Source organism: Neisseria sp. CCUG12390 (assembly GCF_047837985.1).
GTDB lineage: Bacteria > Pseudomonadota > Gammaproteobacteria > Burkholderiales > Neisseriaceae > Neisseria.
In genome coordinates, this window is the sequence record NZ_CP181244.1 from 2,531,240 (window position 1) to 2,557,671 (window position 26,432).

Annotated in this window: 27 protein-coding genes; 10 read left to right on the forward strand and 17 right to left on the reverse strand. The window is 52.5% G+C overall.

From position 1 onward, the window contains the following. Positions 1-233: 233 nt before the first annotated feature. The 6 genes from ACM67E_RS11730 to ACM67E_RS11755 form a co-directional block, all read right to left on the reverse strand. The gene (locus ACM67E_RS11730) at positions 234-470 is read right to left on the reverse strand and encodes a methionine-binding protein (RefSeq protein ID WP_416191615.1); all 237 of its coding nucleotides are present in this window, start codon (positions 468-470) and stop codon (positions 234-236) included. A 61-nt stretch (positions 471-531) separates the two neighbouring features. Then, positions 532-1,116, reverse strand: a complete 585-nt coding sequence (ruvA, locus tag ACM67E_RS11735) for a Holliday junction branch migration protein RuvA (protein WP_416191616.1) — start codon at positions 1,114-1,116, stop codon at positions 532-534. Positions 1,117-1,378: 262 nt separating this feature from the next. Further along, positions 1,379-1,762, reverse strand: coding sequence for a hypothetical protein (locus ACM67E_RS11740; protein WP_416191617.1), 384 nt, complete (start codon positions 1,760-1,762; stop codon positions 1,379-1,381). A gap of 52 nt (positions 1,763-1,814) precedes the next feature. Continuing rightward, complete coding sequence (locus tag ACM67E_RS11745) at positions 1,815-2,621, reverse strand: septal ring lytic transglycosylase RlpA family protein (protein ID WP_416191618.1); 807 nt, start codon at positions 2,619-2,621, stop codon at positions 1,815-1,817. Positions 2,622-2,701: 80 nt separating this feature from the next. After that, positions 2,702-3,166, reverse strand: a complete 465-nt coding sequence (gene trmL, locus ACM67E_RS11750; protein ID WP_416191619.1) for a tRNA (uridine(34)/cytosine(34)/5-carboxymethylaminomethyluridine(34)-2'-O)-methyltransferase TrmL — start codon at positions 3,164-3,166, stop codon at positions 2,702-2,704. A gap of 64 nt (positions 3,167-3,230) precedes the next feature. After that, positions 3,231-3,956 carry a ComF family protein gene (locus tag ACM67E_RS11755; protein WP_416191620.1) on the reverse strand — a complete coding sequence of 242 codons (726 nt, stop codon included), beginning with the start codon at positions 3,954-3,956 and terminating at the stop codon, positions 3,231-3,233. Between ACM67E_RS11755 and bioH the strand changes: the two genes are divergently transcribed. From bioH to ACM67E_RS11775, 4 genes are all read left to right on the forward strand, one after another. Beyond that, complete coding sequence (gene bioH / locus ACM67E_RS11760) at positions 3,955-4,698, forward strand: pimeloyl-ACP methyl ester esterase BioH (protein WP_416191621.1); 744 nt, start codon at positions 3,955-3,957, stop codon at positions 4,696-4,698. The genes ACM67E_RS11755 and bioH overlap by 2 nt on opposite strands. Before the next feature lie 3 nt (positions 4,699-4,701). After that, the gene (locus tag ACM67E_RS11765; protein ID WP_416191622.1) at positions 4,702-5,487 is read left to right on the forward strand and encodes a methyltransferase; all 786 of its coding nucleotides are present in this window, start codon (positions 4,702-4,704) and stop codon (positions 5,485-5,487) included. Positions 5,488-5,620: 133 nt separating this feature from the next. After that, the gene (locus tag ACM67E_RS11770; RefSeq protein ID WP_416191623.1) at positions 5,621-6,238 is read left to right on the forward strand and encodes a phosphoribosylglycinamide synthetase; all 618 of its coding nucleotides are present in this window, start codon (positions 5,621-5,623) and stop codon (positions 6,236-6,238) included. A 156-nt stretch (positions 6,239-6,394) separates the two neighbouring features. Beyond that, positions 6,395-7,165 (forward strand): OmpA family protein, encoded by a 771-nt coding sequence (locus tag ACM67E_RS11775; protein ID WP_416191624.1) that lies wholly within the window; start codon positions 6,395-6,397, stop codon positions 7,163-7,165. A 333-nt stretch (positions 7,166-7,498) separates the two neighbouring features. On the opposite strand, the gene ACM67E_RS11780 is transcribed toward ACM67E_RS11775, so the two are convergent. Next, positions 7,499-7,780, reverse strand: a complete 282-nt coding sequence (locus tag ACM67E_RS11780) for a PepSY domain-containing protein (protein WP_416191625.1) — start codon at positions 7,778-7,780, stop codon at positions 7,499-7,501. Positions 7,781-8,036: 256 nt separating this feature from the next. On the opposite strand from ACM67E_RS11780, the gene rsgA reads away from it, so the two are divergent. The 3 genes from rsgA to ACM67E_RS11795 all read left to right on the forward strand — a co-directional run bounded on the left by rsgA (position 8,037) and on the right by ACM67E_RS11795 (position 10,210). Next, a complete protein-coding gene (rsgA, locus tag ACM67E_RS11785; protein WP_416191626.1) occupies positions 8,037-8,903 on the forward strand; it encodes a ribosome small subunit-dependent GTPase A in 867 nt (288 codons plus the stop codon). A 187-nt stretch (positions 8,904-9,090) separates the two neighbouring features. Then, a complete protein-coding gene (locus ACM67E_RS11790; protein ID WP_416191627.1) occupies positions 9,091-9,318 on the forward strand; it encodes an exodeoxyribonuclease VII small subunit in 228 nt (75 codons plus the stop codon). 4 nt (positions 9,319-9,322) lie between these two features. Further along, the gene (locus ACM67E_RS11795; RefSeq protein WP_416192785.1) at positions 9,323-10,210 is read left to right on the forward strand and encodes a polyprenyl synthetase family protein; all 888 of its coding nucleotides are present in this window, start codon (positions 9,323-9,325) and stop codon (positions 10,208-10,210) included. Between the two features lie 75 nt (positions 10,211-10,285). On the opposite strand, the gene dinG is transcribed toward ACM67E_RS11795, so the two are convergent. Both dinG and recQ read right to left on the reverse strand, forming a co-directional pair. Next, on the reverse strand, positions 10,286-12,445 hold the full coding sequence (gene dinG, locus ACM67E_RS11800) for an ATP-dependent DNA helicase DinG (protein ID WP_416191628.1): 2,160 nt from the start codon (positions 12,443-12,445) through the stop codon (positions 10,286-10,288). A 125-nt stretch (positions 12,446-12,570) separates the two neighbouring features. Further along, positions 12,571-14,895 carry a DNA helicase RecQ gene (gene recQ / locus ACM67E_RS11805; RefSeq protein ID WP_416191629.1) on the reverse strand — a complete coding sequence of 775 codons (2,325 nt, stop codon included), beginning with the start codon at positions 14,893-14,895 and terminating at the stop codon, positions 12,571-12,573. Positions 14,896-15,069: 174 nt separating this feature from the next. Between recQ and ACM67E_RS11810 the strand changes: the two genes are divergently transcribed. Further along, positions 15,070-15,507 (forward strand): surface-adhesin E family protein, encoded by a 438-nt coding sequence (locus ACM67E_RS11810; protein ID WP_416191630.1) that lies wholly within the window; start codon positions 15,070-15,072, stop codon positions 15,505-15,507. An 89-nt stretch (positions 15,508-15,596) separates the two neighbouring features. On the opposite strand, the gene ACM67E_RS11815 is transcribed toward ACM67E_RS11810, so the two are convergent. The 6 genes from ACM67E_RS11815 to waaC form a co-directional block, all read right to left on the reverse strand. Continuing rightward, the gene (locus ACM67E_RS11815; RefSeq protein WP_416191631.1) at positions 15,597-16,169 is read right to left on the reverse strand and encodes an L-threonylcarbamoyladenylate synthase; all 573 of its coding nucleotides are present in this window, start codon (positions 16,167-16,169) and stop codon (positions 15,597-15,599) included. 66 nt (positions 16,170-16,235) lie between these two features. Continuing rightward, positions 16,236-17,507 carry a phosphoribosylamine--glycine ligase gene (gene purD / locus ACM67E_RS11820; RefSeq protein ID WP_416191632.1) on the reverse strand — a complete coding sequence of 424 codons (1,272 nt, stop codon included), beginning with the start codon at positions 17,505-17,507 and terminating at the stop codon, positions 16,236-16,238. A 148-nt stretch (positions 17,508-17,655) separates the two neighbouring features. Beyond that, entirely contained in the window at positions 17,656-18,267 is a 612-nt protein-coding gene (locus tag ACM67E_RS11825) for an IMPACT family protein (RefSeq protein WP_416191633.1), read from the reverse strand. Between the two features lie 72 nt (positions 18,268-18,339). After that, entirely contained in the window at positions 18,340-19,275 is a 936-nt protein-coding gene (locus tag ACM67E_RS11830) for an electron transfer flavoprotein subunit alpha/FixB family protein (protein WP_416191634.1), read from the reverse strand. A gap of 12 nt (positions 19,276-19,287) precedes the next feature. Then, entirely contained in the window at positions 19,288-20,037 is a 750-nt protein-coding gene (locus tag ACM67E_RS11835; protein ID WP_416191635.1) for an electron transfer flavoprotein subunit beta/FixA family protein, read from the reverse strand. 84 nt (positions 20,038-20,121) lie between these two features. Beyond that, a complete protein-coding gene (waaC, locus tag ACM67E_RS11840; protein ID WP_416191636.1) occupies positions 20,122-21,105 on the reverse strand; it encodes a lipopolysaccharide heptosyltransferase I in 984 nt (327 codons plus the stop codon). A 210-nt stretch (positions 21,106-21,315) separates the two neighbouring features. Here waaC and tsaA point away from each other — a divergent pair, with 210 nt between their 5' ends. After that, entirely contained in the window at positions 21,316-21,996 is a 681-nt protein-coding gene (tsaA, locus tag ACM67E_RS11845; protein WP_416191637.1) for a tRNA (N6-threonylcarbamoyladenosine(37)-N6)-methyltransferase TrmO, read from the forward strand. A 71-nt stretch (positions 21,997-22,067) separates the two neighbouring features. Here tsaA and gap read toward each other — a convergent pair whose 3' ends face one another. After that, the gene (gene gap, locus ACM67E_RS11850; RefSeq protein ID WP_416191638.1) at positions 22,068-23,072 is read right to left on the reverse strand and encodes a type I glyceraldehyde-3-phosphate dehydrogenase; all 1,005 of its coding nucleotides are present in this window, start codon (positions 23,070-23,072) and stop codon (positions 22,068-22,070) included. A 510-nt stretch (positions 23,073-23,582) separates the two neighbouring features. On the opposite strand from gap, the gene lpxC reads away from it, so the two are divergent. Next, a complete protein-coding gene (gene lpxC, locus ACM67E_RS11855; protein ID WP_416191639.1) occupies positions 23,583-24,500 on the forward strand; it encodes a UDP-3-O-acyl-N-acetylglucosamine deacetylase in 918 nt (305 codons plus the stop codon). A 76-nt stretch (positions 24,501-24,576) separates the two neighbouring features. Here lpxC and ggt read toward each other — a convergent pair whose 3' ends face one another. Further along, positions 24,577-26,334, reverse strand: a complete 1,758-nt coding sequence (ggt, locus tag ACM67E_RS11860; protein ID WP_416191640.1) for a gamma-glutamyltransferase — start codon at positions 26,332-26,334, stop codon at positions 24,577-24,579. Positions 26,335-26,432: the final 98 nt, after the last annotated feature.

Below are 26,432 nucleotides of genomic sequence, written 5' to 3' on the forward strand. Positions count from 1 at the left end.
GTTTCAGACGGCCTTGTTACACGACAGGCCGTCTGAAATGTTTTGAAAACGAGTTTGTGAAACCGATATGGGTAATTTTACTGGAAAAACAAGGGCAAGGCGAATATTAACGGCAGGTTTGCCGCCACCGCCGTTTCAGACGGCCCCGTGCCCGCGCCAATCCGTCTGCAAACAGCATTGCCGTAAAACGGCTGCCGCCGAAACCGTCGGGCCGTCTGAAACCTTTTGCCCGCTCAATAACGGTAGCGGTGGCGGTAACGCGGCGAAACGGGATAACCGGCCGGATAGCCCACCGGCGTGCTGTCCTGATAAATCACCGTCGTCCCCGGCGGCGCGTTGACGTTGACGGTTTTGTGGATAACCGTTTCCGAGCGGCTCGGCAAATCGATGACGGCGGTGCGTCCGTAGGGCGTTTCGCTGTACACACAGCCGCCGAGCAGGAAAAACGGAATCAATAAGATCGGTTTCATGGTTTGTTCCGATAAGCGGTTGGGGCCGTCTGAAAAGCGTTGGTTTTCAGACGGCCCGACATTACTTCAACAAATTCTTCAACGCCAAGCGCACGCCTTCGCCGACATCGGTACCTTTCGGAATCCCTTTCACGGCGGCTTTGGCTTCGCGCTCGTTGTAGCCCAGAGCCAGCAGCGTGCTGACGATGTCGTCGGTTTCGTCCGCCGCCGGTGCAGGGGCGGACAGGCCGTCTGAAACGTTTTGCGGCACAAGTTTGCCGCGCAGCTCCAGCACCATGCGCTCGGCGGTTTTTTTGCCGATGCCGGGTGCGGAAGACAGGCGTTTCACGTCTTCTTCGGCGATGGCCTGCGCCAGTTCGTCCGCATTCATGGCCGATAAGATGCCCAAGGCGGTTTTTGCGCCGATGCCGCTTACCTTGACCAGCTGGCGGAAGGTGGCACGTTCGGCGGCGGTGGCAAAGCCAAACAGTAAATGCGCATCTTCACGCACCACCAGATGCGTGTAAAGCTGCACGGTTTCGTTGAGCGCGGGCAGGTTGTAGAAGGTTTGCATGGACACATCGACTTCGTAGCCGACGCCGCCGACATCAATCACGATTTGCGGCGGCATTTTTTCGATGAGTTTTCCGGTCAGTCTGCTGATCATGTTGGGAGGCTCTGGGTAAATGGAAAGGCCGTCTGAAAAACGTTCAGGTTTTCAGACGGCCTATTATATAGTGAAATAAAATAAGAAAGATATAAGGCGGCAAGGCTCAGCCAACGAAGTATGGTCGTTTAAATTAGAAATCATACAGCGTTGCCGGCTCTTACGTACCGGGTGTACACGGCGGTCGCTGTCGCCTTGCCTTATTTCTATTCCAAGCGACTGTAAGATTGCTTATTTTGGTTCGCCATACCAAGTTTGCCTTTTAATTTTCTTCCGTCAGCACCACCGCCAACTCCTGCTCCGGCTGGCTTGCCAATTGCTTGAGCAGCGGCTTGCCGACTTTGCGGATGTCGCGCAGCAACCTGCTTTCGACATCATCCACGCGCTCGGTCAGTTTGCCGTGCAGCAAAGCGGCGCGGATGCCCAGATAAGTTGTCCACGGATTCGGCCGGGAAACGGTGTCGGCTTTGCCCTGCCGCTGCAATCCGACGATGTATTGCGCCGTATCGCTATCGAAACCGGAAACCACCAGCCTCCGCGCCAGCTCGTTCTGATAATGCAGCGGGCTGATTTCCTGCCGGCAGAATTGCCCGCCCAAGGCTTCGAATTCCGCCAAAGTCATATGGTAGATACTGAACGACAGCATAAAACATTCCAAAACAAAACGGCCTTGTCGCGAAGACAGGCCGTCTGAAAAATCAAATCGTCGAATCGACGTTGCTGAATGCCATGATGCTGCGGATCCGGGCTTCGGCTTCGTCCGCACGCTCCTGCGCGGCAAACGGCCCCATGCGGACAACGTATTCGTGGCTGCGTTTTTCAACCGCCAGTTTCGGCGCGGTTTGGGACGAAGCCAGTTGTTCCATACGGCCGATATAGGCTTGCGCGTCACGCTCGGTGCCGAAGGCTTTCAAATCGACGTAAATTTCGCGTGCCGGCAATGCGCTCGCCGCGGCAGCCTGTTGCGCTTTCACGCCCGGCACAATCTGTTCGATTTTCACATGGGCGGTGCCTTGGTTGATGAAACCGAGTTTCTGCGCGGCGGCTTTGGACAAATCCATCACGCGGTTGCCGTGGAACGGGCCGCGGTCGTTGACGCGCACAATCACGCTTTTGCCGTTGCGTGTGTTGGTGACTTTGGCATAGCTCGGAATCGGCAGGGTGCGGTGGGCGGCGGTCATGGCGTGCATATTGTAACGCTCGCCGCTGGCGGTTTTGCGGCCGTGGAATTTACCGCCGTACCATGACGCATTGCCGCTTTGGGTGAACGACGAAACTTTGGTCAGCGGCTGGTAGCGTTTACCCGCGACTTTGTAGCTGCGGTTGGCTGACGGATGCAGCTTCTCGGCGCGTACAACGGTGTCTTGCTGGGTAACGGTGATTTTGTTGGCCTGCTTGGCGAACGCGGCGCCTTTGGCCGTCGCGGCCGAAGCCGAACCGGTGGAAAACATGCCGACGGCAACTGCCGCCAGCACAGCGGATAAAGTATTTTTGCTTAAAGTCAAAACAAATTCCGTTCTTGAGTTAATCACGCAGCGTGCCGGACAAGGCGGCACTTAAGGAACAACTTTTCAGACGGCCTGTATCAGCTGCCGCCCTGATAATCGTTTTGCCGCCATGCTTCGAACAGCATCACGGCGACGGTGTTCGACAGGTTCATGCTGCGGCTGTCGGGCAGCATCGGCAGGCGGAGCTTTTGGCCGGCCGGCAGGCTGTCGAGGATTTCGGCGGGCAGGCCGCGCGTTTCGGGGCCGAACAAAAACACGTCGCCGGGCTGAAAAGCCGCTTTGTCGGGGCGGGTCGTGCCTTTGGTGGTCAGCGCGAAAATACGGCGGCCTTCAAGTGCTTTCAGGCACGCTGCGAAATCCTCGTGCACCGTCAGTTTTGCAAACTCATGATAATCCAAACCCGCGCGCTTCATTTTGGCGGAATCGAGCGGGAATCCGAGCGGTTTGACTAAGTGCAATTCCGCGCCGGTATTGGCGCACAATCGGATGATATTGCCCGTGTTCGGGGGGATTTCAGGTTGGTACAAAACAATAGTAAACATATAAATCAGTCACTTAGCAATCGGGTAAAATGCCACAGCATCGCGGCGGTGTCAAAAATTTTAGCTATCTTTTCAATCGGGAACGCGACAGACACCAGCAGTAAACCGCACCTGCGCCCGATGCCTTGAGCGTTTGCGCCAACTCGTCCAAGGTTGCGCCGGTGGTCACGACATCATCGATTAACAATATCTTACAATTTTCAGGCAAGGGATTGTTTAATTTGAAAATGTTCTTCACATTGCGTAAGCGTCCGCTGCTTTTGAGTGTGCTTTGCGGCGGTGTGTGCGCACGTTCTATCCATTGGCGCGGCAACACCTGCCAGCCGTAACGCTGCGCCAAGATGTCCGCCAGTTCTTCGCTTTGGTTGAAACCGCGGTACAGCCGCCGCGCTTTGCTCAAAGGCACGGGCAGCACAAAATCAATCCCGGCTGCGTCCAACCAGTCGGGCGCGTGGCGGCACATCAAATCCGCCAAAGGCAGCCGCATACTCAAATCGCCCAAATGCTTGAAATGGTGGATCATGCCGCTGACCGGCGGCTCATAATACACCGAAGCCCACAGCCGCTCAAACTTCGGCGGCTTTTTCTGGCATTGGCCGCACACCGCGCCGCCCGCCATGTGTCGGAAACACAAAGGGCAGCTGTTTGCCGCGTCGGTGAACGCTTCGGCCACATCATCCGAACAGCCTGCACACAGGCCGTCTGAAACCGAATCGTGGCATAATACGCAACGACGGGCGCGTAACGGCGGCGACGGTTTCAGCCTGCGCCAAAAAGAAAGAAAATCCATGCCACACTCTGCGAAAAAAATTTATCTGATTCACGGTTGGGCGGCCAACCGCCATGTTTTCGACGATTTCATTCCGCGCCTACCGCACGATTGGGACATTCACGCGCCGAACCTGCCCGGCCACGGCGATGCCCCGCTTGACGAACCTTTCGACATTGCCGCCGTTGCCGACCGTTACGCCGCGCAAATCGGCGAACCGGCGCACATTCTCGGCTGGTCGCTCGGCGGTCTCGTCGCGCTTTATCTGGCTGCACGCCATCCTGAAAAAGTGAAATCGCTGTGTCTGACCGCGAGCTTCGCCAAATTCACCGCCGCACCCGATTACCCCGAAGGCCTGAGCAATTCGGCTTTGGCGAAAATGGTCGGTGCGTTTCAGCAGGATTATGCCAAACATATCAAACAGTTTCTACAATTACAATTACTAAACACACAAAACGCCGACACGGTTTTGCACAAAGTCCTGCCCGACTTAATCCGCCACGGCGTGCCACAAGCCTTGCAATCCGCGCTGGATGCGGTCAACCGTGCCGACGCGCGGCCTTTTTTGGCGCAGATTCGCCAGCCCGTATTGCTCGTGTTCGGCCAAAAAGACGCCATCACGCCGCCGCGCATGGGCGAATATCTGCGCCGCCATCTGTCCGACAGCCGCCTGCACCTGATGGAAAAAGCCGCCCATGCGCCGTTTCTCAGCCATGCCGGTGAGTTTGCCGATGTGTATCAAACCTTTGTCGAGGCCGTCTGAAAAATGAATCAAGACCCACGCTGGCAAATCCACCGCCACCTTGCCGAACAGACCGACGAGCGGCTGCAACTCGTGCGCAATGCGCCGCAACACATCCTGCTGGCAGGGGCGGACAACGACATCAGCCGCAGCCTTTTGGCCGCACGTTATCCCCAAGCATCTTTCAGCGAATACGACCCGCGCGCCGAATTTCTTCAGACGGCCTCTGCCGCACGCAAAAGCGGGTTCTGGCAAAAGCTCACCGGTAAAAGCATCCCTCAGCACTGCCAAAGCCTGAGCGTGCCGCTGCCTGAAGCCGCCGCCGATATGCTGTGGGCAAATTTGAGCCTGATCACCGCCGACGCGCTGCCGCCCGTGTTCCGAAACTGGGCGCACGCCTTGAAAACCGACGGTCTGTTGTTTTTCACCCACTTCGGCCGCGACACGCTGGAGGAACTGAGAGGCCGTCTGAAAAGCCACGGCATAAACTGCGAAGCCCTCACACTCATCGATATGCACGACCTCGGCGACATGCTCGCCGACAACGGTTTTTACGACCCCGTAACGGACACCGCCAAGCTCGAATTAAGCTACCGCCAAGCAGCAACCTTTTGGCAGGACATGGAAATTTTGGGAATCTGGAACGCGCTGCAATGCGAAAAACCGCAAGCCGCACAAGATTTCGTCAACCGCATTTTTGCCGGAGAAGGCCGTCTGAACATCACGCTGGAAACGGTGTACGGCCACGCGGTGAAGAAACCGGTTTTGCCGCAGGGGGAAAGTTTGGTAACGTTTTACCCGAAAAAGTAAAAGCATATTCTCATCCAAATCCGGGCAGCAGTCTGAACCGCCATTTTCAGACGGCATGAAACTTTCGCAGCAGTTATTGGTCTAAATTACGATTGGATATTTTCTATAAACCTTTGCCCGAAAAGGAAAACCCATGAAACATTCAATGACCTTCGCCCTGATTGCCACCGCCCTCATCGGTTTGAGTGCCTGCCAAAAAGAACAAGCACCCGCGCAGCCCGCCGCTGCGGAGCAAAACCAGCCCGCCGCTGACCAAGCGGCCACCGCCCAACCTGCTGCCGACCCGCAGCAGGGCAATGCTGTGTCGGGCGAAGATTTGATGCGCAAAGAAGCCGCCGCGCAGCCCGCCCAAGGTTCTGCGATTCAGGCCATCCAGACCAAGCCTTACAACGAAACCACCGTGCATCTGACCAAAGCCAAAGTGGTCGGCCCGATTCTGACCGTGGAATTCGTGTTCGAACCGAAACGCAAGCCTAATGGCGAGTATGATTATGTGGATGGTTATGAAGCCACCTTTGGCGATTTGTCATACATCGACGAAGCATCGGCACAGAAAGTCGGCCTGCTGCAAGATGAAAACGGTAAATTTTCTGCGTCTCCGTCACTCGACGGTAAGAAACTTTATATTTCCGGTCTCAGCAAAATGACTGCCGTTACCTTGAAATATCCCGCGCCGCCTGCCACTACGCAAACCATCAGCATCGACCTGCCCAAAGTCGGCTCGTTCGACAGCATTCCCGTTACCCGCTGATGCCGGAGGCCGTCTGAAAACGGGGGCATCAATCCGCGCATTGCCTTTAAGATTTTACGCACGGACTTATGCTCCCGAAACACCGCATTTGCCGCATTTTCAGACGGCCTGAATGTTGAAAAACCGACAACGGAAAACCATCAAAAGGCCGACACCATGACCCCGAAAACCCTGTTCCCGATTTTCGCCGCCCTAACCCTCGCCGCCTGCGGACAGCAAAACGCAGAGCAGCCCGCCCCTTCCCAAAAAGAACAGGCGCAAGCGCAGGTTCAGACAGGCAGCGAACCCCAAGGCCTCAACAGCGAAGCCCACACTCCGGCCGAAATCCGTGCCGCCGAAAACGCCCCGCCGCCGCAGAAACTCACCGCCGTACGCAGTTCGCTCACGGCAGGCAACGCAGGCGCGGCCGCTGCATCGGGCGCACTCGGCGGCACGGGTTCGCAGCTCACCGCCAACATCACGGGGCTGGCCGCCAAAGAAACCGCGCAGGGCTTGGAGCTGGACATGTCGTCCGACGTTCTGTTCGACTTCGACAAAGCCGAACTCAAACCCGAAGCCGTGCCCGTGCTTGAAAAAGCCGCCGAAATTATCCGCGCCAAAGGCAAAGGCGCGGTGGCCGTAACGGGACACACCGACAGCAAAGGCGACGATGCCTACAACCAAAAACTCTCGCTCCAGCGCGCCGAAACCGTGAAAAAATGGTTTGTGGAAAAAGGGCTGACCAATGAATTCACCGTTGCCGGCAAAGGCGAAACCGAACCCGTGGCCGAAAACGAAAACAGCGACGGCAGCGACAACCCCGAAGGCCGCGCCAAAAACCGCCGCGTGGGGATTCTGGTGAAAACGCAGGAAAAAATCGGCGCGGAAAATGCGGATGCCGGTGTCTCGGCTGCCAGCGCAGCAAATCCGGCCAGCGCAACGAAATAGCGGCGGATTGGCAGGCCGATTGGCAAACTTTGCCGCTGCCTGCATCATCATGACCATAGGGACAGGCCGTCTGAAAAGATTTTTTCAGACGGCCTGTTTTTGTGGAACGGGATGTTTATACCGTCATTCCGTGTAGGTAGCTTTGTAGGTTGGGTCATGACCCGACATTTGCTGATATTTAAAGGTTTTTTGGGTTCAATCCGGCCTACATCATTCAGGCCGTCTGAAAGAATGTGACGAAAAATTCAAAATCCCGATCACATTTTTTCAGACGGCCTTGTTCGCATAAGTCGGAGACGGAACGCACCCGCCGAATCCGAATGCCGCTGTCAATCAGTCGTCGCAGCGGTTTTCCGTATCCACCTTCACCACACGGCCGGAACGGGACGAAATATCCACATCATATTCGGTACAGCCGCGGCGGATTTCGATTTCCCAACGGCCGTCGCTGTGCTCGACATCGGTTACGCGGCCGCCGCCGACACGCTTTTTGGCAATCTGTACGGCTTTTGCCCGCGATACGCTACGCTCTTTTTTCGGCGCGGCAAGGGCGGAAAAGCTGCCTGTTCCGAGTGAGGCCGCAATCATCAGCAGCGCGAAAGTATGCAATTTCATCAGTCAATCCTTGCTTGTTGTCGATAAAACGGAGGCAACTATAAAGACGGCTGCTGCGGGCTGCAATCGGATTAACCTGATTTTAATGCGGGCTGACACAAACCGCATAAAACCAAACAGAAAACACAGTACACGGTTTTCCGGATTAAACGGTAAAACAGCCGGACGGATATTTTTGAACGCCTGCGGGTTCGGGCATAAAATGTTTCCGTATTGCTGTAAAATAAACCCGTTCCCATTCCTGAAAAACGACCGCATGACCCACACCGCCCAAATCATCACCAGCTACGGCCGCCGCTACATCGTGCGCACCCCCGACGGGCAGACTTTTGACGCCACCACACGCAAAAAACGTGTCGATTTCGCCTGTGGCGACCAAGTCGAAATCAGCCCGATTAACACCGAGCAGGTGGTGATTGAAGATTTTCTGCCGCGCCAAAGCCTGCTTTACCGCCAAGACGCATGGCGAACCAAGCTCATCGCGGCCAATGTCACCCGGTTGCTCGTCGTACTGGCCGCCGTCCCCAGTCCGAGCGAAGCCCTGCTGCAACGCGCTTTGCTGGCGGCGGAGGCGGCGGAGATTGATGCGGTCATCGTGTTGAACAAAGCCGATTTGCCTGAAACCGCCGCATGGCGCGAAAAACTCAAGTTTTATGAAAGTTTGGGCTACCGCGTCATCGAAACGCGTGCGCTGGAAGGGGCGGAAACTTTAAAACCGGTTTTGCAAGGCCACACCAATATTTTCCTGGGGCAGAGCGGCATGGGCAAATCCACGCTCACCAACGCGCTTCTGGGCAGCCAAGCCGCACGCACCGGCGACATTTCCACCGCGCTCGACTCAGGCAAACACACCACTACCCACGCGCAACTGTATGATTTGGATAACGAAACCCAATTGATTGATTCCCCGGGTTTGCAGGAATTCGGCCTGCACCATCTCGAAGCCGCCAACCTGCTTCAGTATTTCCCTGACTTGCGTCATCTCGCCGGCCAATGCCGTTTCCACAACTGCACCCACCGCGCCGAACCCAACTGCGCCGTGAAAGCCGCCGCCGAAAAAGGCGAAGTCAGAGCCGAACGGGTGGAATTCCTACAGCGGGTAACGGATGAACTGATACGGTGAAGCCAGTGGCTCACTCCGGTTTGATTCAAAAAACCGTCATCGCAAGCTGCACATTCCCGCAAATTCCCGAATTCAGAAACATCGGTTTTGGATTAGAGCGGCTTAAAAGGCCGTCTGAAATTTTTTCAGACGGCCTTTTCCCGTTTAAAAATGCTACAATAATCCTTTACTTTCCATACAAAATCCCATGAAAAAAGCCGCCCCGAAATCTTTTGAAGAAGCCCTGAAACGCTTGGAAACCCTGACCCAAGCCATGCAGAGCAGCGAGATGCCGCTGGAAGACGCGCTGGCTGCCTATCAGGAAGGCAACGAGCTGGTGCAGTATTGCCAGGAGAAACTGGCCGAAGTCGAACAGAAATTGCAGGTTTTGGACGCAGGCCGTCTGAAGGAGCTGAACCTTGACCCGAGCGAATGATGCGATGAATGATTTGAAAACATGGCAGCAAAAAGCCCAAGCACAGACCGAATTGATTCTGGAACGCCTGATGCCGTCTGAAAACCAACTGCCGCAACGCCTGCACGAAGCCATGCGCTATGTAACGCTCGGCGGCGGCAAACGGCTGCGCCCACTGCTGGTATTGGCCGCGTCCGAATTGGGGGAAGCCGACAATGCGGCGGTGGAACAGGCGATGGGCGCGATTGAGATGGTGCACGTTTATTCGCTGGTTCACGACGATATGCCGCCGATGGACAACGACAGCCTGCGCCGCGGCAAACCGACCTGCCATGTGCAATACGACGAAGCCACCGCGCTCTTGGTCGGCGATGCGCTGCAAACACAGGCGTTTGACGTGTTGAGCCGGCCGACCGGTTTACCCGCCGCGCGCCAGTTGGCTATGTTGTCGGTACTGGCAAAAGCCGCCGGCAGCTTGGGTATGGCCGGCGGTCAGGCCATTGATTTGGCCAATGTCGGCAAGGCGATGAGCCAAGCCGAACTGGAGCAGATGCACGGCCTGAAAACCGGCGCATTAATCCGCGCCGCCGTGGTGATGGGTGCGCTGACCTGCCCTGATTTGAACGATGAGCAAACCGACCGGCTCGACCGATATGCCGCGAAACTGGGCTTGGCCTTCCAAGTGATTGACGATGTGTTGGACTGCGAAGCCGACACTGCCACTTTGGGCAAAACCGCCGGTAAAGACGCGGACAACGACAAACCGACTTATGTGAAGCTGATGGGCTTGGAAAAAGCGCGTGCCTATGCGGAAAAACTGGTGGCCGAAGCGGTGGAATTATTGCAGCCGTTCGGCGAAAAAGCCGTGCATTTGCGGCTGTTGGCGGAATTTGTCACGGCGCGGAAGAATTGAGTTTGCGGTTTTAAAATTTTAAATACGGAAGGCCGTCTGAAACTGTTGGTTTCAGACGGCCTTTTGCTGTTTCCCCTACCCAATCCGCTTAAACGGCGGTAAACAAGCCAACAGTTGCTGGCCGTATCTTTGTGTTTTCACGCGGTTGTCCAGTATGGTTACGCGGCCGTAGTCTTGTTCGGTGCGGATTAAGCGGCCGACGGCTTGGACAAGTTTGATGCTGGCTTCGGGCACGGTGATTTCGATGAAGGGGTTGCCGCCGCGCTGTTCGATCCAGCGGTTTTGGGTTTTTTCAATCGGGTTGTCGGGCATGGAAAACGGCAGTTTGGCGATGATGACCTGCACGCAGGCTTCGCCGGGCAAATCAAGGCCTTCGGCGAAGCTGTCGAGGCCGAAGATGATGCTGGCTTTGCCTTCGCTCAGGGCTTGGTAATGGCGTTGCAGCAGCACGGTTTTGGGCAGTTCGCCCTGTATCAGCAGCAGGGGCAGGTATGCTTCGGGCAGGCGCAGGGCGACATCCTGCATCTGTTTGCGCGAGGAAAACAGCACCAGCGTACCGACGGCTTGGTCGGCGGCAATCAGCTTGGGCAGCCATTCGACAATGGCGGCGGTGTGGGCGTTGGGATCTTTCGGGCTGGCGTAAATCGGCGGAATGTAGAGTTCGCCCTGTGTTTCAAAGTCAAACGGGCTTTGCAGCGCGAGCGTGGTGGTTTGGGGAAACCAAATCAGGCCGGTTTGCCGCAGCAGCAGGTTGAAATTGCCCAAGGATTGCAGGGTGGCGGAAGTGAGCACCGCGCCCGCCGCGCGCCGCCACAGGCTGTTGGCAAGGTGGCTGGCGCTGCTGATGGGGCTGGCGTTGAAAATATAGTCGTTTTTGTCGTCGACGCGGCGGGTAATCCATTTGGCCAGCGGCTCTTCTTTTTCTTTCGGCACGGTGGAAAACAAATCCCATACTGCGCCGATTTGTTCGATGCGGGCGACAAACAGGCCGAATTCGCTGCTCAGGCGGTCAACCAAAGCACCGTCCTGCTCTTTGTCGCGGCGGCTGGCGGATAGGGCATCGTTGAGGCCGTAAACGTGCTTCAGCAGACTGCGCGCGGCCATGCCGGTATTGGACACCAGCAATTCCAAATCTTCGGGGATTTTGCCATCTTCCCACAGCCATATCGGTTCGCTGCTTTTGCGGCCGGTGTCGCTGTCGTATTCGGCAGCGTTCAGGCTGAGTTTGGGTTCTTCGGCAAGGTGGAACTGCCATTCGTGCAGGCTGTCGAGCAGCGATACGGCGGCTTCGTCGGCCAGATTCGCCAATTCTGCCTTATCGGTTACGGCGGCGATTTTACTGGTGATTTGCGGCAGTTTTTCCAGCGTCCACACGGCGGTGTTCCACGAATGTTCGGCGGCAAACTGGCTCAGGGCTTTTTTGGGCAGGTGGTGCGCTTCGTCGATGCAGTAGAAACTGTTTTCCGGCGCGGGCAGAATCACGCCGCCGCCCATGCCGATGTCGGCCAGCAGCAAATCGTGGTTGGCGACGACGACATCGACCGTTTCCAGCGTATCGCGTGCCAGATAAAACGGGCATTCGGCTCGGTTCGGACAGGCGGCTTTCAGGCAGCCGTGGCGGTCGTTGATGACTTTAAACCAAACCGTATCGTCGATTTTCTCCGGCCATGTGTCGCGGTCGCCGTTAAAACGGCGCGCACCGAATTCATCGGCCATTTCGCGCAAAAGCCGGATTTCTTCGGGCTTGGGTTTGCTGTCCCACAACACGGTCGGTGCTTCGAAGCCGAGCAGGTTTTGCTGCGCATTGCCTTGTGTGAGCTGATAGAGTTTGTAAGGACAGAGATAGCGGCCTCGCCCTTTGGCCAGCGCAAAAGTCAGTTCCAAGCCGCTTTTTTCCACCAAAAACGGCAAATCGCGGTCAACCAGCTGCTCCTGCAAAGCCACGGTCGCGCTCGATACAATCAGCCGCTTGCCGCGCGTTTGCGCCATGATACCGCCGGCCAACAGATAGGCCAGCGATTTACCTACCCCAGTCGGCCCTTCGATTACGGCAATGCTCTCGCCTTCGCGTTGCGGCGCATCACCGCCCTCTTCCCGCGTCTGCGTGCGCGAAAAGGCATTGGCCACCGCAGCAATCATCTCGCGCTGAGACGCGCGCGGGCGGAAATTGGGCAGGCTTTTGCTGATGTTTTGATAATGGTCGCGAATGGCGTTTTTTTCTAAATCGGTGAGCATGAGGCCGTCTGAAAATATTTTGGAAAATAAGGCGTTATTTTAGCATTTTTTGAATGTGTGATTGTGGATAAGCAAGAGGCCGTCTGAAAGGGTTTAAACTTTCAGACGGCCTTTACCGTTACGCCCTAATTCAAAAACTCTTCCACAATCTCTAACATGGTCTCCCCGTATTTCGCCAGCTTCTCTTCGTCCACACCATGAATTTCCGCCAGTGCTGCCATTGTCCGTGGTTTTTTGGCTGCTATGGCACGCAGGGTGACTTTGCTGAAAATCCGGTGCTGCTCGATGTCTTCAATACGGGCGGTTTTGGCACACCATTCGAGTAATTCGCGCATGAGTTTGCGTGTGATCACAGCTTCGTCATCAAGCGAGTCGGCAAAGGGATAGCATGCCGATAAAATGTCCGTACCGTAGCGGCCGATTCTGACTTCGCCCAAACCGTGTATGCCTTGCAAATCCAAATCGGTTTCGGGGGTAAAGCGGATAAGGTCGAGCAGGGTCTCGTCGCTGAAGATTTTGCTTAAGGCCACGCCTTCGGTTTGAGCCTGTTTGTCGCGACATGCGGCGAGGGTTTGCCACATAATTTTGTCGCGTTCGCTGGTCAGGCCGTCTGAAATATTTTCATTTGCGCTTTCAGACGGCGTATCCTGCCCGTTAACCGCGGCCTGACACACTTCTAAAATTTCCAAGCCGAAACTGTTGATTTTGGCTTCGCCCAAGCCGTAGATTTCGTGTAATCCGGCCAGATTTTGCGGTAGCTTTTCCACCACGTCGCGCAAGGTTTTGTCGCCGCAGATGACATAAGCCGGCACTTCCGCTGCTTTGGCTTTTTCTATGCGCCATTTGCGCAAAGCCTGCCAAATGCGTTCTTCACGCTCGGTGCGCAGCCATTCTTCCTTCGGTTTTTGCGTGGCGGCTTTGTCGCGTTTGAGCGGACGCAGCCAGACTTCGGCTTCGCCTTTTAATATTTTGCGCGCATCGTCAGTAAGCTGTAAGGATTGGTATTGCTGGGTATTGACGGTGAGATAACCCAAGCTGATACATTGGCGGATGACGCTGCGCCATTCTTTGTCGGTCAGGTTGTCACCGATGCCGAATGTGGATAACTTATCGTGTTGGTTGCGCTGAATCCATTCGTCGTTTTTGCCGCGCAAGACGTTGGTAACGTATCCGGCGGCAAAGCGTTGGCCGACGCGGTACACGCAGCTTAATAGTTTTTGCACCAAAACCGTGCCGTCAAAACGGGTCGGCGGATGCAGGCAGTTGTCGCAATGACCGCATGGTTGTGAGGTTTCACCGAAATGGCGCAGCAATAAGACGCGGCGGCATTCGGTGGTTTCGCATACCGACAGCATGGCATCGAGCTTTTGCATTTCGACTTGTTTTTGTGCTTCATCGCTGTTGCCTTCGGCAATACGTTCGCTCAACAGCACCCAGTCGTTCAAGCCGTAACACAGCCAACTGGCGGCTGGCAGGCCGTCGCGACCGGCACGGCCGGATTCTTGGTAAAAATGTTCGATGCTTTGCGGCATGTCCAGATGGGCAACAAAGCGCACATCGGGTTTGTCGATGCCCATACCGAAAGCCACCGTCGCCACCACGATAATATTGTCTTCGCGGGTAAAACGGCGTTGGTTGGCTTCGCGCACTTCCATGCTCAAGCCGGCATGATAAGGAATGGCTTCCAGCCCATTTTCACATAAAAATTGCGCCACGTCTTCGACTTTTTTGCGGCTCAGGCAATAGACAATCCCGCTTTGGCCGCTCATCTGCTTGTGGATAAAATCAAGCAGTTGCTTTTTACCGTTATTTTTTTCAATGACTTGGTAATAAATATTGGGGCGGTCAAAACTGGCGATGTATTCGGGTGATTGTTCGAGCCGGAGATAATGCTTGATGTCGGCACGAGTCGCCGCATCGGCAGTAGCGGTTAGAGCGATGCGCGGCACATGCGGATAACGTTCGGCCAGCAGGCCGAGCTGCTGGTATTCGGGGCGGAAATCGTGACCCCACTGGCTCACGCAATGCGCTTCGTCAATGGCAAACAGACTGATTTTTTGTTGGTCGAGAAAACGCAGAAAACGGTCGGTCACCAAGCGTTCGGGGGCGACATATAAGAGTTTCAGACGGCCTGAAGCCAATTTATCGGCAATTTCACGCGCTTCTTCCGCACCCGTGCTGCTGTTGACGCTGGCCGCTTCGATACCGGCCGCATGCAGGTTAGCGACTTGGTCGTTCATCAGCGCGATGAGAGGCGACACGACAACCGCCACACCTTCACGCATTAAGGCCGGAATCTGGTAACACAGCGACTTACCGCCGCCGGTCGGCATCAGAACCATCAGGCTTTCGCCGCGAGCCAACGTGTCCACCACCGCTTCCTGATTGCCGCGAAACTCGGGATAACCGAATACTTCGTGCAAAATTTGTCGGGCTGTCGGCTGGCTCATGATGCGTCTGTCGGTTCAGAATGAAAAACGGTATTTTAACGGTTTTAACTGCCGCTTGCATGGCTTGTTTCTCCGCAAGCCGATGCTGTCTGAAGGTAAGGTTTGCAAAGCCGGTTTACTTTACCTTGAGTCTTCACGCATAATAACGGCGATTAATTTGAAAATGAGGAAAATATGAATATTCAATGGTATCGTTTCGGAATGGCCGCATCCTTGGCATTATTTTTGGCCGCATGTGCTTCGTCAGGCAGCTCGGGCAGCGGCAATTGGCAAAGCATCGGTACCACATCCAATGGCAATATCAAAGTTTCTGTGGACAAATCCAGCATTAAGAAAAACGGCCAATTGGTCACATTCCGCGACCGCAAAGTCATTTCAAAACTCAGTGAAGAACAATTCGCCAACACTCCTGCATATAAAACGGCATTGGCAGATTGGGAAATCCACTGCACCAACAAAACCTACCGCTTAACCGCATTACAATTGCTTGACGAGCGCGGACAAACCGTCACCAACCAACGCTACACCGCTACCAACCTGCGTCCGATGGGCGTAATGAGCGGTTCGATTACCGAAAAACAATATGAATTGGTGTGCGGTAAAAAGCTTTAATCCCCAAAATTATCCACAATTAAAAAGGCCGTCTGAAAACATACTGTTTCAGACGGCCTTTTTGGTAATTAATTGATTTTAAAAATTTATCAACGCAAACGTTTTCCGGTTTCACCGTCAATAATCTGGCTCGGCGTTTTCTGCCGCCCGATTAAACCGCCGATAATCCACACTTTACGCCCGAATTGCCGTCTGACTTCACGCTCGGTTTTACAGGCTCGTTTTCCGGCACGGTTACACGATGTGGAAACCAATGGCGTATTTAATGCATGACATAATTGACGCGCACCGGCATGAGCGGGAACGCGTACAGCCAACTTTTGCCGACCTTTACCGCGCAACAGCGGCAAGATACTTTCTTGAGCCGGCAGCAAAAACGTTTTCGGTGCCGGCCATGTTTTTTGCAATAAGGTTTGCATGTTTTCAGACGGCCTTTTAATCAATGGCAGCAACTGGTTCAAATCGCTGCCAATCACAATCATGCCTTTATGCTGCGGCCTTTTTTTGAGATGAACCACTCGTTTTAATCCTTGCGCATGTTTCGGCAGGCAGCCCAAGCCATAACAGGATTCGGTCGGATAAGCCACGACGCCGCCTGATTTCAAATGTGCGGTTAATTTTCTTTGTCGGCCGGCAGATAAAATTCGGGAAAATAATTTCATGATGATTTCAATAAAGGATTAAAGGCCGTCTGAAAACAGATTCAGACGGCCTTTTTAATATACTGATTAGCGGTTAATTGCTTTATCGGCAATATCTTTACGGTATTGCATGCCGTCGAAGCTGATTTTTTCCAAAGCCGCATAGGCCTTAGCCTTTGCCGCCGCTACGTCATCACCCAAACCGACTACGCACAATACCCTGCCGCCGTTGGTAACAACTTGGTTTTGTTCATTTACCGATGTTCCGGCATGAAATACTTTACCGATTCGATCGGCTTCGTCCAAACCTGAAATCACATCGCCTTTTCTCGGTGTTTCCGGATAATTCTCTGCAGCCAACACCACGCCGACGGCAGTTTGCGGATTCCACTTCGCTGTAACTTCGTTTAATCTGCCTTCGATCGCAGCCTCTAACAGCTCCACCAAATCAGTATCCAAACGGCTCATAATCGGCTGGGTTTCAGGATCACCGAAGCGGCAGTTGAACTCAATGGTGTAAGGTGCGCCGCTTTCATCAATCATCAACCCGGCATAGAGAAAGCCGGTAAACGGATGGCCTTCGGACTGCATGCCTTTCACAGTCGGCAAAATGATTTCGTTCATGGCGCGTTCGTACACGGCTTGCGTGACCACAGGTGCAGGGCTATATGCACCCATCCCGCCGGTATTCGGACCTTGGTCATCGTCTAACAAACGTTTGTGGTCTTGACTGATAGCCATCGGCAATACATTTTCACCGTCAACCATCACGATAAAACTGGCTTCTTCGCCTTGAAGAAAATCTTCAATCACAACGCGCGCACCTGCATTACCCATTTTATTACCGAGCAGCATATCGTCAATGGCAGCATGCGCGTCATCTAAAGTAAGAGCAACAATTACACCTTTTCCCGCCGCCAATCCATCGGCTTTGATTACAATCGGTGCGCCTTTTTGATTGACATAATCATGCGCAGCTTCGGCATTTTCAAAAGTTCGGTATCCTGCTGTCGGGACACCGTATTTAGCCATAAATGCTTTGGCAAAATCTTTGGAACTTTCGAGTTGGGCCGAATATTGGGTAGGGCCGAAAATTTTCAAACCTTGTGCACGGAAATCATTTACCACACCCGCCGCCAATGGTGCCTCAGGTCCGACAACGGTAAAGGCAATATCTTCTTTCTTACAGAAATCAATCAATTCAACATGTGCGGTTAAAGCGATATTTTGCAGCTTCGGTTCAATCGCTGTGCCTGCGTTCCCGGGAGCAACAAATACTGTTTCCACCCGCTCTGATTGAGCCAGCTTCCATGCCAAGGCATGCTCGCGACCGCCACTGCCAATAACCAGCAATTTCATGTTTTCTCCTTAATAAACATTGATTTCCGAATCAGATTAGAATGAATTATAACTGATATTTACACAATTAGACAGTTTAAAATATCAACGAAATAAACAAATAATAATGTTTTATCAAAAATGCCGTCTGAACTTTTCAGACGGCATTTTAAAATGATTTTTCTATACTCACTTCAATTTGTCGGGTTTGCCGCCATGCCTCTACGCAAGCTTCGTAATTTACCAAAGGCAGACGCAGAGTCAATCTGCAATCCAATTGCAAATCTTGTTCGACAATGTGGGCTTGGTATTGTTTGGCAATACGAATCGCATCGTTCAATATAGGATATTCGCAACGAAGCCAAACTGTTTTTTCAATATTTTTTTCAACAACTTCCGCCATTACCAAAGCTTCGGCAGCAGCTGTTTTATAGGCATGAATCAAACCCGGAACACCTAATAAAGTACCGCCAAAATAGCGCACTACCACCACTAATACATCCGTCAGACCCGCCGAATCAATTTGACCGAGAATCGGACGACCTGCACTTCCCGACGGCTCTCCATCATCGTTGGCACGAAACTGCAAACCGTCAACTCCCAAGCGGTAAGCATAACACCAGTGCCGTGCTTTATGGTGTTCTTCACGTAAAGCGTCGACATATTGTTTGACTTGGGCAACATTGCATATCGGATAAACATAAGCAATAAATCGGCTGCCTTTATCTTTAATTTCAGCCTGCACATGTTCTGCAATGGTGGAATACGTCGTAATGGTCATGTTTACTCCGGAAAAATTTCAGACGGCCTTATTGGTCATCAGGCCGTCTGAAAATGTTTCACGTGAAACGCTTTAGTTTTTTAAAGCTTCGGTTAATTGCGGCACGATTTCAAACAAATCTCCCACAATGCCGTAATCCGCTACATTGAAAATCGGAGCATCGGCATCTTTATTAATCGCCACAATCACTTTACTGTCTTGCATACCGGCAACGTGTTGAATGGCACCCGATACACCGATGGCAATATAAAGCTGTGGCGCGACCACTTTACCAGTTTGGCCGACCTGCAAATCATTCGGCGCATATTCGGCTTCTACTGCCGAACGGGATGCACCGATTGCCGCATTTAATACATCCGCCAACGGGGTCAGCAGTTGTTTGAAATTTTCGGCGCTGCCTAATGCACGGCCTCCTGTAACCACAACATTAGCCTGTGTCAATTCGGGACGATCAGATTGGGCTAATTCGCGTTTGACAAATCGGCTGATATTTTGCGCTTCGGAGGCATCTATATGGATTATTTCCGCATTACCCCCGTGAGCGGAAGCCGCATCAAATGCCGTAGCGCGGAAAGTCAATACTGATTTTTCAGACGACGTTTGTACCATTTCAAAAGCATTACCGGCATAAATAGGACGGACAAAAGTCTGATTATCCACAATTTCAGTCAAATCCGAAATTTGCGGTACATCCAATACCGCAGCCACACGGGGCAGCAGGTTTTTACCGAACGCAGTTGCCGTAGCAGCAACATAGCGGTAATCGGCAGCCAATTTTACTGCCAACGGGGTCAATTCTTCGGCCAAGCCTTCGGCATAATGCAGGGCTTCGGCAATGAAAACTTTAGTTACCCCGGCAACTTGTTTGGCCTCATCAGCCACCGCCGCAACACCGTTACCCGCCACCAGCAAATGAACTTCACCTAATCGGGAAGCCGCTTGCACAGCATGTAAGGTAGCAGGATTCAAATGTTGGTTATCATGTTCGGCAATCACTAATACATTCATTGTTCCGCTCCCTTAAATCACTTTGGCTTCATTTTTCAATTTATCGACCAACTCAGCCACACCGGCAACTTTGACACCTGCTTGGCGTACTTTGGGTTCCAACACTTTCACCACATTTACCCGTGCAGCGGTATCCACACCCAAATCCGCTAAGGCAATTTTTTCCAACGGTTTTTTCTTGGCTGCCATAATATTCGGTAATTTCACAAAACGCGGCTCATTCAACCGTAAATCAGCACTGATTACCGCCGGCAATGTCAAAGCAAGAACTTCCTCACCGCCATCTATTTCACGGGTTACGACTGCTTCACCCTCATTCAATTCCACTTTAGAAGCAAACGTCGCTTGCGGCGCATTTAACAGTGCTGCCAGCATTTGCGCAGTCTGATTGGCATCATCATCAATCGCCTGTTTACCCAGCAATAAAACTTGCGGCTTTTCTTTATCGGCCACAGCTTTCAACAGTTTTGCAACGGCTAACGGCTCTAATTTCATGTCTGCTTCAATATGAATGGCACGATCAGCACCCATTGCCAACGCCGTACGCAAAGTATCTTCGCATTTTTTCTCACCAATGGAGACAGCAACAACTTCGCTGATTTTTCCGGCTTCTTTCAAACGTACGGCTTCTTCTACGGCAACTTCGTCAAAAGGATTCATCGACATTTTTACATTACCGATGTCCACGGCCGAACCGTCAGCCTTGACACGGACTTTTACATTGTAATCAACCACACGTTTTACTGCGACCAATGCTTTCATTCCACACTCCTAAACAGGAATTTCAAAAATAATTTCTACTAAACCGGCAATGCGGCCGGACAGATGATTTGACAGGTTTATTTTTCAGACGGCCTTATTATTATTTTTCTTAGCAGCCACACATTCCATCAAAACACGATAAACTTCTTCAACTGTCGGAATTTGCGCCACATTGCCTAAATTTCGTGCCCACGGCGATACCTGTACCCCGGTCTTGACCGGGTCCGTATCGGTATAAATACCGACTACCGGTTTGTCCAAAGCATTGGCCAAATGCAGTAAACCGGTATCCACACCCATCACACCTTCCGCCTTATCCAACAAATCAGCCGCCTGCAATAAATTCATTTTTTCGCACACAAGAGCAAAAGGCAGATTCGCGGCGATTTGTTCGGCACGCGTTTTTTCAGCGGCATTACCCCAAGGCAGATAAACCTTTACGTTGTGATCGGTATTCAGTTTTTGCAATAAAGCCACCCAGTTTTCAGACGGCCATAATTTACTGTCGCGGCTGGTCGCATGCAAAGCCACGTAATAGGGCTTTTTCAAATCATTCAGACGGCCTGTTTCCGGCACTGTCAAACCGAATGTTTGCTCTTCCGGCATGGTATAAGCAAACACCTGCGCAAATAATGCACGGTTTCTCCAAACGGCGTTTTTACCTTTTTTCACAACAAATTTCTGCCGGTAAAAATACGCCGCCCAGCTTTCACGTGCACTGTGTTTATCCAAACCGTAAATCGGCGCACCGGCCATTTTGGCAAACAACGCGCTTTTCATCAGCCCTTGACTATCCAATACAAAATCAAATTGCTCCTCCTGTAAAGCCGTTTTCAGACGGCCTATTTCATGCCATGTTTCCGCTTGAGTCAGATTTTTCCGCCATTGCCGCCATTTCATCGTATGCACTTTTTTCACAAACGGATGCAAACGCGCAATATCGGCAAATCCGGCTTCACTCAACCAATGCAATTCCACATCCGGACGCTGTTGCGCCAAATCTTGTACAGCGGGCAAGGTATGGATCAAATCGCCCATACTGGACAAACGGACAAGAAGAATTTTCATAATGGTGATGTTTCACGTGAAACAATTTTAACTATTTGATTTTAAATGAATATTTAATTTTAATCGACAATTTCGACATGATAAAAAGCGTGTGAAACACAGTTTTAACTGTCATTTGACGAAAAAATGGGCTTAAATATTATATCAAATTCATGCCCGATTTGGGGCTTATTGCTGTGATATGATACGGTTTTTATCCCATTTCCGACCATGTCTTACACCATCGAAACCATTGCCTGTGTGCATTCTCCCTATAAGCAGAAATTCGGCATAGCGCGCCAACCGGGTTTGGTGCCGGCAGCGGAAGTATGTATCGAACTGAACCCTGAATTTACTACCGACAGCGTGCGCGGTTTGGAAGATTTCGGCTACATTTGGGTCAGCTTTATTTTTCATGGCGTATTGGGCGAAGGTTGGTCACCGTTGGTTCGGCCGCCTCGTTTGGGCGGTAAGCAGAAAATGGGGGTCTTTGCCACACGAAGCCCGCACAGACCAAACCATCTGGGCTTGTCTCTATTGAAGCTGGAACGCATCGAAACCGGCAAAACCGTCAAACTCTATTGCAGCGGTGCCGATTTGCTCGACGGTACGCCCGTAGTCGACATTAAACCCTATATTCCTTTTGTCGAGGCCAAACCTGAGACAGCCAGCGGATTCGTGACTGGCAAACCGCAAGAATTAAACATTGTTTGGCAGTCAGAATCCATACCGGTCAAGTTATCCGCAAAAGAGCGTGATGTCATTGCGCAAAGCATTGCCCAAGACCCCCGCCCTGCTTATCAAAATATCCCCGAACGAATCTATGTAATGAATATTTTGGATTACGAAGTCAAATTCCGAATTCAGGAGCAAACCGCCACCATTATGGATGTTGCCCTACATCAAGCATAAAACAGCACAAACCGATTAAAAGGCCGTCTGAAACATAAAGTTTCAGACGGCCTTTGCACCATTAAAACCGATTAGATTTTAGAAGCAAAATATTTCAATGTGCGCACCAGTTGGCAGGTATAAGACATTTCGTTGTCGTACCAAGCCACGGTTTTCACCAATTGTTTGTCGCCGACGGTCATCACGCGGGTTTGGGTTGCGTCAAACAATGAGCCGTATTCGATGCCGATTACGTCGGACGAAACGATTTCATCTTCGGTATAACCGTAAGATTCGTTGGCCGCCGCTTTCATCGCTGCGTTGACTTCTTCTTTGGTAACATTGCGTTCCAACACCGAAACCAATTCGGTCAACGAGCCGGTGGCTACGGGTACGCGTTGGGCGGAACCGTCCAATTTGCCGTTCAATTCAGGAATCACCAAACCAATCGCTTTGGCCGCACCTGTACTGTTCGGCACAATATTGATGGCGGCGGCACGGGCGCGGCGTTTGTCGCCTTTGCGGTGCGGCGCGTCCAAAGTATTTTGGTCGCCGGTATAAGCGTGGATGGTGGTCATCAGACCTTCGACCACGCCGAATTCTTTTTGCAACACGGCGGCCATCGGTGCCAGGCAGTTGGTGGTGCACGATGCGGCGGAAATCACGGTTTCGCTGCCGTCCAATACCGATTCGTTCACACCGAACACCACGGTTTTCACGTCATTGCCGCCCGGCGCGGAAATCACCACTTTTCGTGCACCGGCACGGATGTGCGCTTGGCATTTTTCGTTGCTGGTGAAGAAACCGGTACATTCCAACACCACGTCTACACCCAATTCGCCCCAAGGCAATTCTTCAGGATTCGGATTCGAGAATACTTTGATTTCTTTGCCGTCGACCACCAAAGCATCGTCTTTTAATTCGGCAGTACCTTGGAAACGGCCTTGGGTGCTGTCGTATTTGAACAGATGCAGCAACATGTCGGCAGGAGTCAGGTCGTTGACGGCCACCACTTCGATGCCTTCGGTTTTCACAATCTGACGCAAAGCCAAACGGCCGATGCGGCCGAAACCATTAATCGCAACTTTAATGCTCATATGTGTACTCCTACATGGAAAGGGGAAAATTTTGATGGCTTCATTGTAACGTGAAATAAAACTACTACCTACAATTACATACCGCTACTGACAAAATGTTTGATTTAAATAAACAAACCGTAAAATAAGGCCGTCTGAAAAAAGTTTGTCGGTAAAACAGAACTTAAAAAATGATACGTTACAATTATTCTGATTTTATTAAAATAAAAAGATGATTTTAATGAGATTCTGCCATTATTGTGGATAACCTGCAAAATACATTTCAAAACAATATGATATTTAGTTCATAATATTGAGATTAACTTGGTTTGATGCCATATTGTAAAACGGGATAACCGACTCGCAGCCCTCCGATTTTGTGGATAACCGGATCTGTTTCCACAATTTTCCCACCGACTTTCAGACGGCCCGTATCAATTTAACCGAACCATAAGTAAATACTATTAAAAATAATGGCTGATAGATTCATCTTTATCGTATTATCGGCATATTAAATCCAGGAGAGCCATTATGCTGCAAAGAACGCTTGCCAAATCCATCAGTGTCACCGGCGTCGGCCTGCATTCGGGCGAGCGCGTCGCGCTGACGCTTCATCCCGCTCCCGAAAACAGCGGCATATCGTTCCGCCGTACCGATTTGAGCGGCGAACAGGGCGAAATCATCAGACTTACGCCCTACCTAATCAACGATACCCGCCTGTCTTCAACCGTCGTCACCGAAAACGGCGTGCGCGTCGGCACCATCGAACACATCATGTCCGCACTTTCCGCCTACGGTGTGGATAACGCCCTAATCGAACTCAACGCACCCGAAATTCCGATTATGGACGGTTCCAGCCTGCCGTTTATTTATCTGTTGCAGGATGCCGGCATTGTTGATCAAAAAGCGCAAAAACGGTTCCTGCGCATTTTAAAACCGGTGGAAGTCAGAGAAACCGGAAAATGGGTGCGCTTTACCCCTTACGACGGCTTCAAAGTAACCCTGACTATCGAATTCGACCACCCCGTGTTCAACCGCAGCGCACCGACTTTCGAAATCGACTTCGCCGGCAAATCCTATGTGGACGAAATCGCCCGCGCCCGTACCTTCGGCTTTATGCAGGAAGTCGAACTCATGCGCGCCCACAACCTCGGCTTGGGCGGCAACCTGACCAACGCCATCGTGATTGACGATGTGGATATTTTGAATCCCGAAGGCCTGCGCTACCCCGACGAATTCGTGCGCCACAAAATCCTCGATGCCATCGGCGATTTATACATCGTCGGCCACCCGATTATCGGCGCATTCGAAGGCTACAAATCCGGCCACGCCGTCAACAACGCCCTACTGCGCGCGATTTTGGCCGACGAAAGCAATTATGAATGGGTCGAATTTGAAAACGAGGACGATTTGCCGGCCGCGTTTCACGAACTGCCGAGCGCGGCTTAAAATTGAACAGCTGATCCACCAAACAGGCCGTCTGAAAATTTTCAGACGGCCTGTTTATTAACGACATTTACGTCAATCAATCCCCCATCACTTTACCTTCCCTGCGCGGGTCGGCACCGCCCTGCAAACCGTCTTTGCCGATGACGATGCCTTGTACGCCGGAATTCAAATCGCGTACCTGCACTTTATAGCCGAGCTGCTCCAATTGCGGCGCGCGGGCAGCGGCGGCGGTATCTTGTTCGATTTCATACGCGCTGCCCCGGTTGAGCATGTTCGGCAGGGAAATGGCCGTCTGAATGTCCATGCCCCAGTCGATGTGGGCGACTAAGGTTTTGGCGACATAACCGATAATGCGGCTGCCGCCCGGCGAGCCGACCGCCATGTAAGGTTCGCCGTTTTTCATCACGATGGTCGGCGCCATGGAAGAGCGCGGGCGTTTGCCGCCGGCAACGCTGTTGGCTATGGTTTTACCCTCGGCACCGGCCGGATTGAAAGCGAAATCGGTCAATTCGTTGTTGAGCAGGTAGCCGTTGGCCATCAGGGTCGAACCGAAGGCGTTTTCGATGGAAGTCGTCATCGATACGACGTTGCCTTCTTTATCCACAACCGCGATATGGCTGGTTGACGGCAGCTCGACCGCCATGCCTTGCGCGTATTGGCTGTTTAATTTTCCGGCTTCGATTTTTTCCAATGCCTTATCCGTTTTGCGGATTTCTTCCGCACGCTGCTTCAAATAAGGCTGGCTGATGAGGGCTTTGGCCGGTACGTTCACAAAATCGGGGTCGGCCACATAATAATCGCGGTCGGCAAAAGCCACGCGCGAAGCGTCGCCTATCCATCGCCAGCTGTGGATGTTTTCCGCGCCCAGCGTTTTCATGTCCTGCGTCTGCAAAATGCCCAGAATCTGGCCTAAGGCAATGCCGCCCGAACTCGGCGCACCCATGCCGCAGACTTCGTATTCGCGATACGGCGCGCAAACCGACGTGCGCTCAATCACGCGGTAGTTTTTAAAATCGGCCAGCGTGATTTTGCCCGGATTATCCGCCGCACCGGTAACGGCTTTCACCATGTTCTGCGCCGGTCGGCCGCTGTAAAACGGCGCGCTGCCCTCTTGGGCCAACAGTTTCACCGAACGGGCGAATTCAGGGTTTTTCAACACCGTACCGGCGGCCAGCGGTTTGCCGTCGGGCAGGAAATAGGCGGCGGTTTGCGGATAACGCTGCAAATGCTCTTTATTTTGTTCGATAGATTTGGACATACGCGGCGATACGGCGAACCCCTGTTCGGCCAACGCAATCGGTTTGGCAAACAAATCCGCCCATTTCAGACGGCCATAGCGTTTGTGCACGTCTTCCATCAGCTTGGGAATGCCCGGCACACCGACCGAACGGCCGCCGACCACGGCTTTCATAAATTCAAGCGGTTTGCCGTTTTCATCTAAGAAGAGTTCGGGCGTAGCTGCTTTCGGGGCGGTTTCGCGCGCATCAAACGTGGTTAACTTTTTGGCTTTATTGTCCCAATACACCAAAAACGCACCGCCGCCCAAACCCGAAGACTGCGGCTCGGTCAGGCTCAACGTGGTCTGCATGGCAATCATCGCATCAATCGCGCTGCCGCCGCGTTTCAAAATTTCATAACCGGCTTCGGTCGCCAGCGGATTGGCGGAAGCGGCCATAAATTCTTTGGCGTGCACCAATTTCTGCTCGGTCAGCCCCGTGCCTTGTTCCGGCGCGTGGGCATCGGCGGAAACAACAGCCGGTTTCGGCGCGGAAGATTGCGCACAGGCAGCCAAGACCAAAGCGGCCAGAATGCTTAATGTCCAAGTAGATTTCATTCAATGCTCCTTAAGTTTTCAGACGGCCTGCCGCCGTCGGCTGGAATGTAAACTCTAAACAAACCGACTATAGCCGAAAGTGTCCGGTTTTTCCAAGA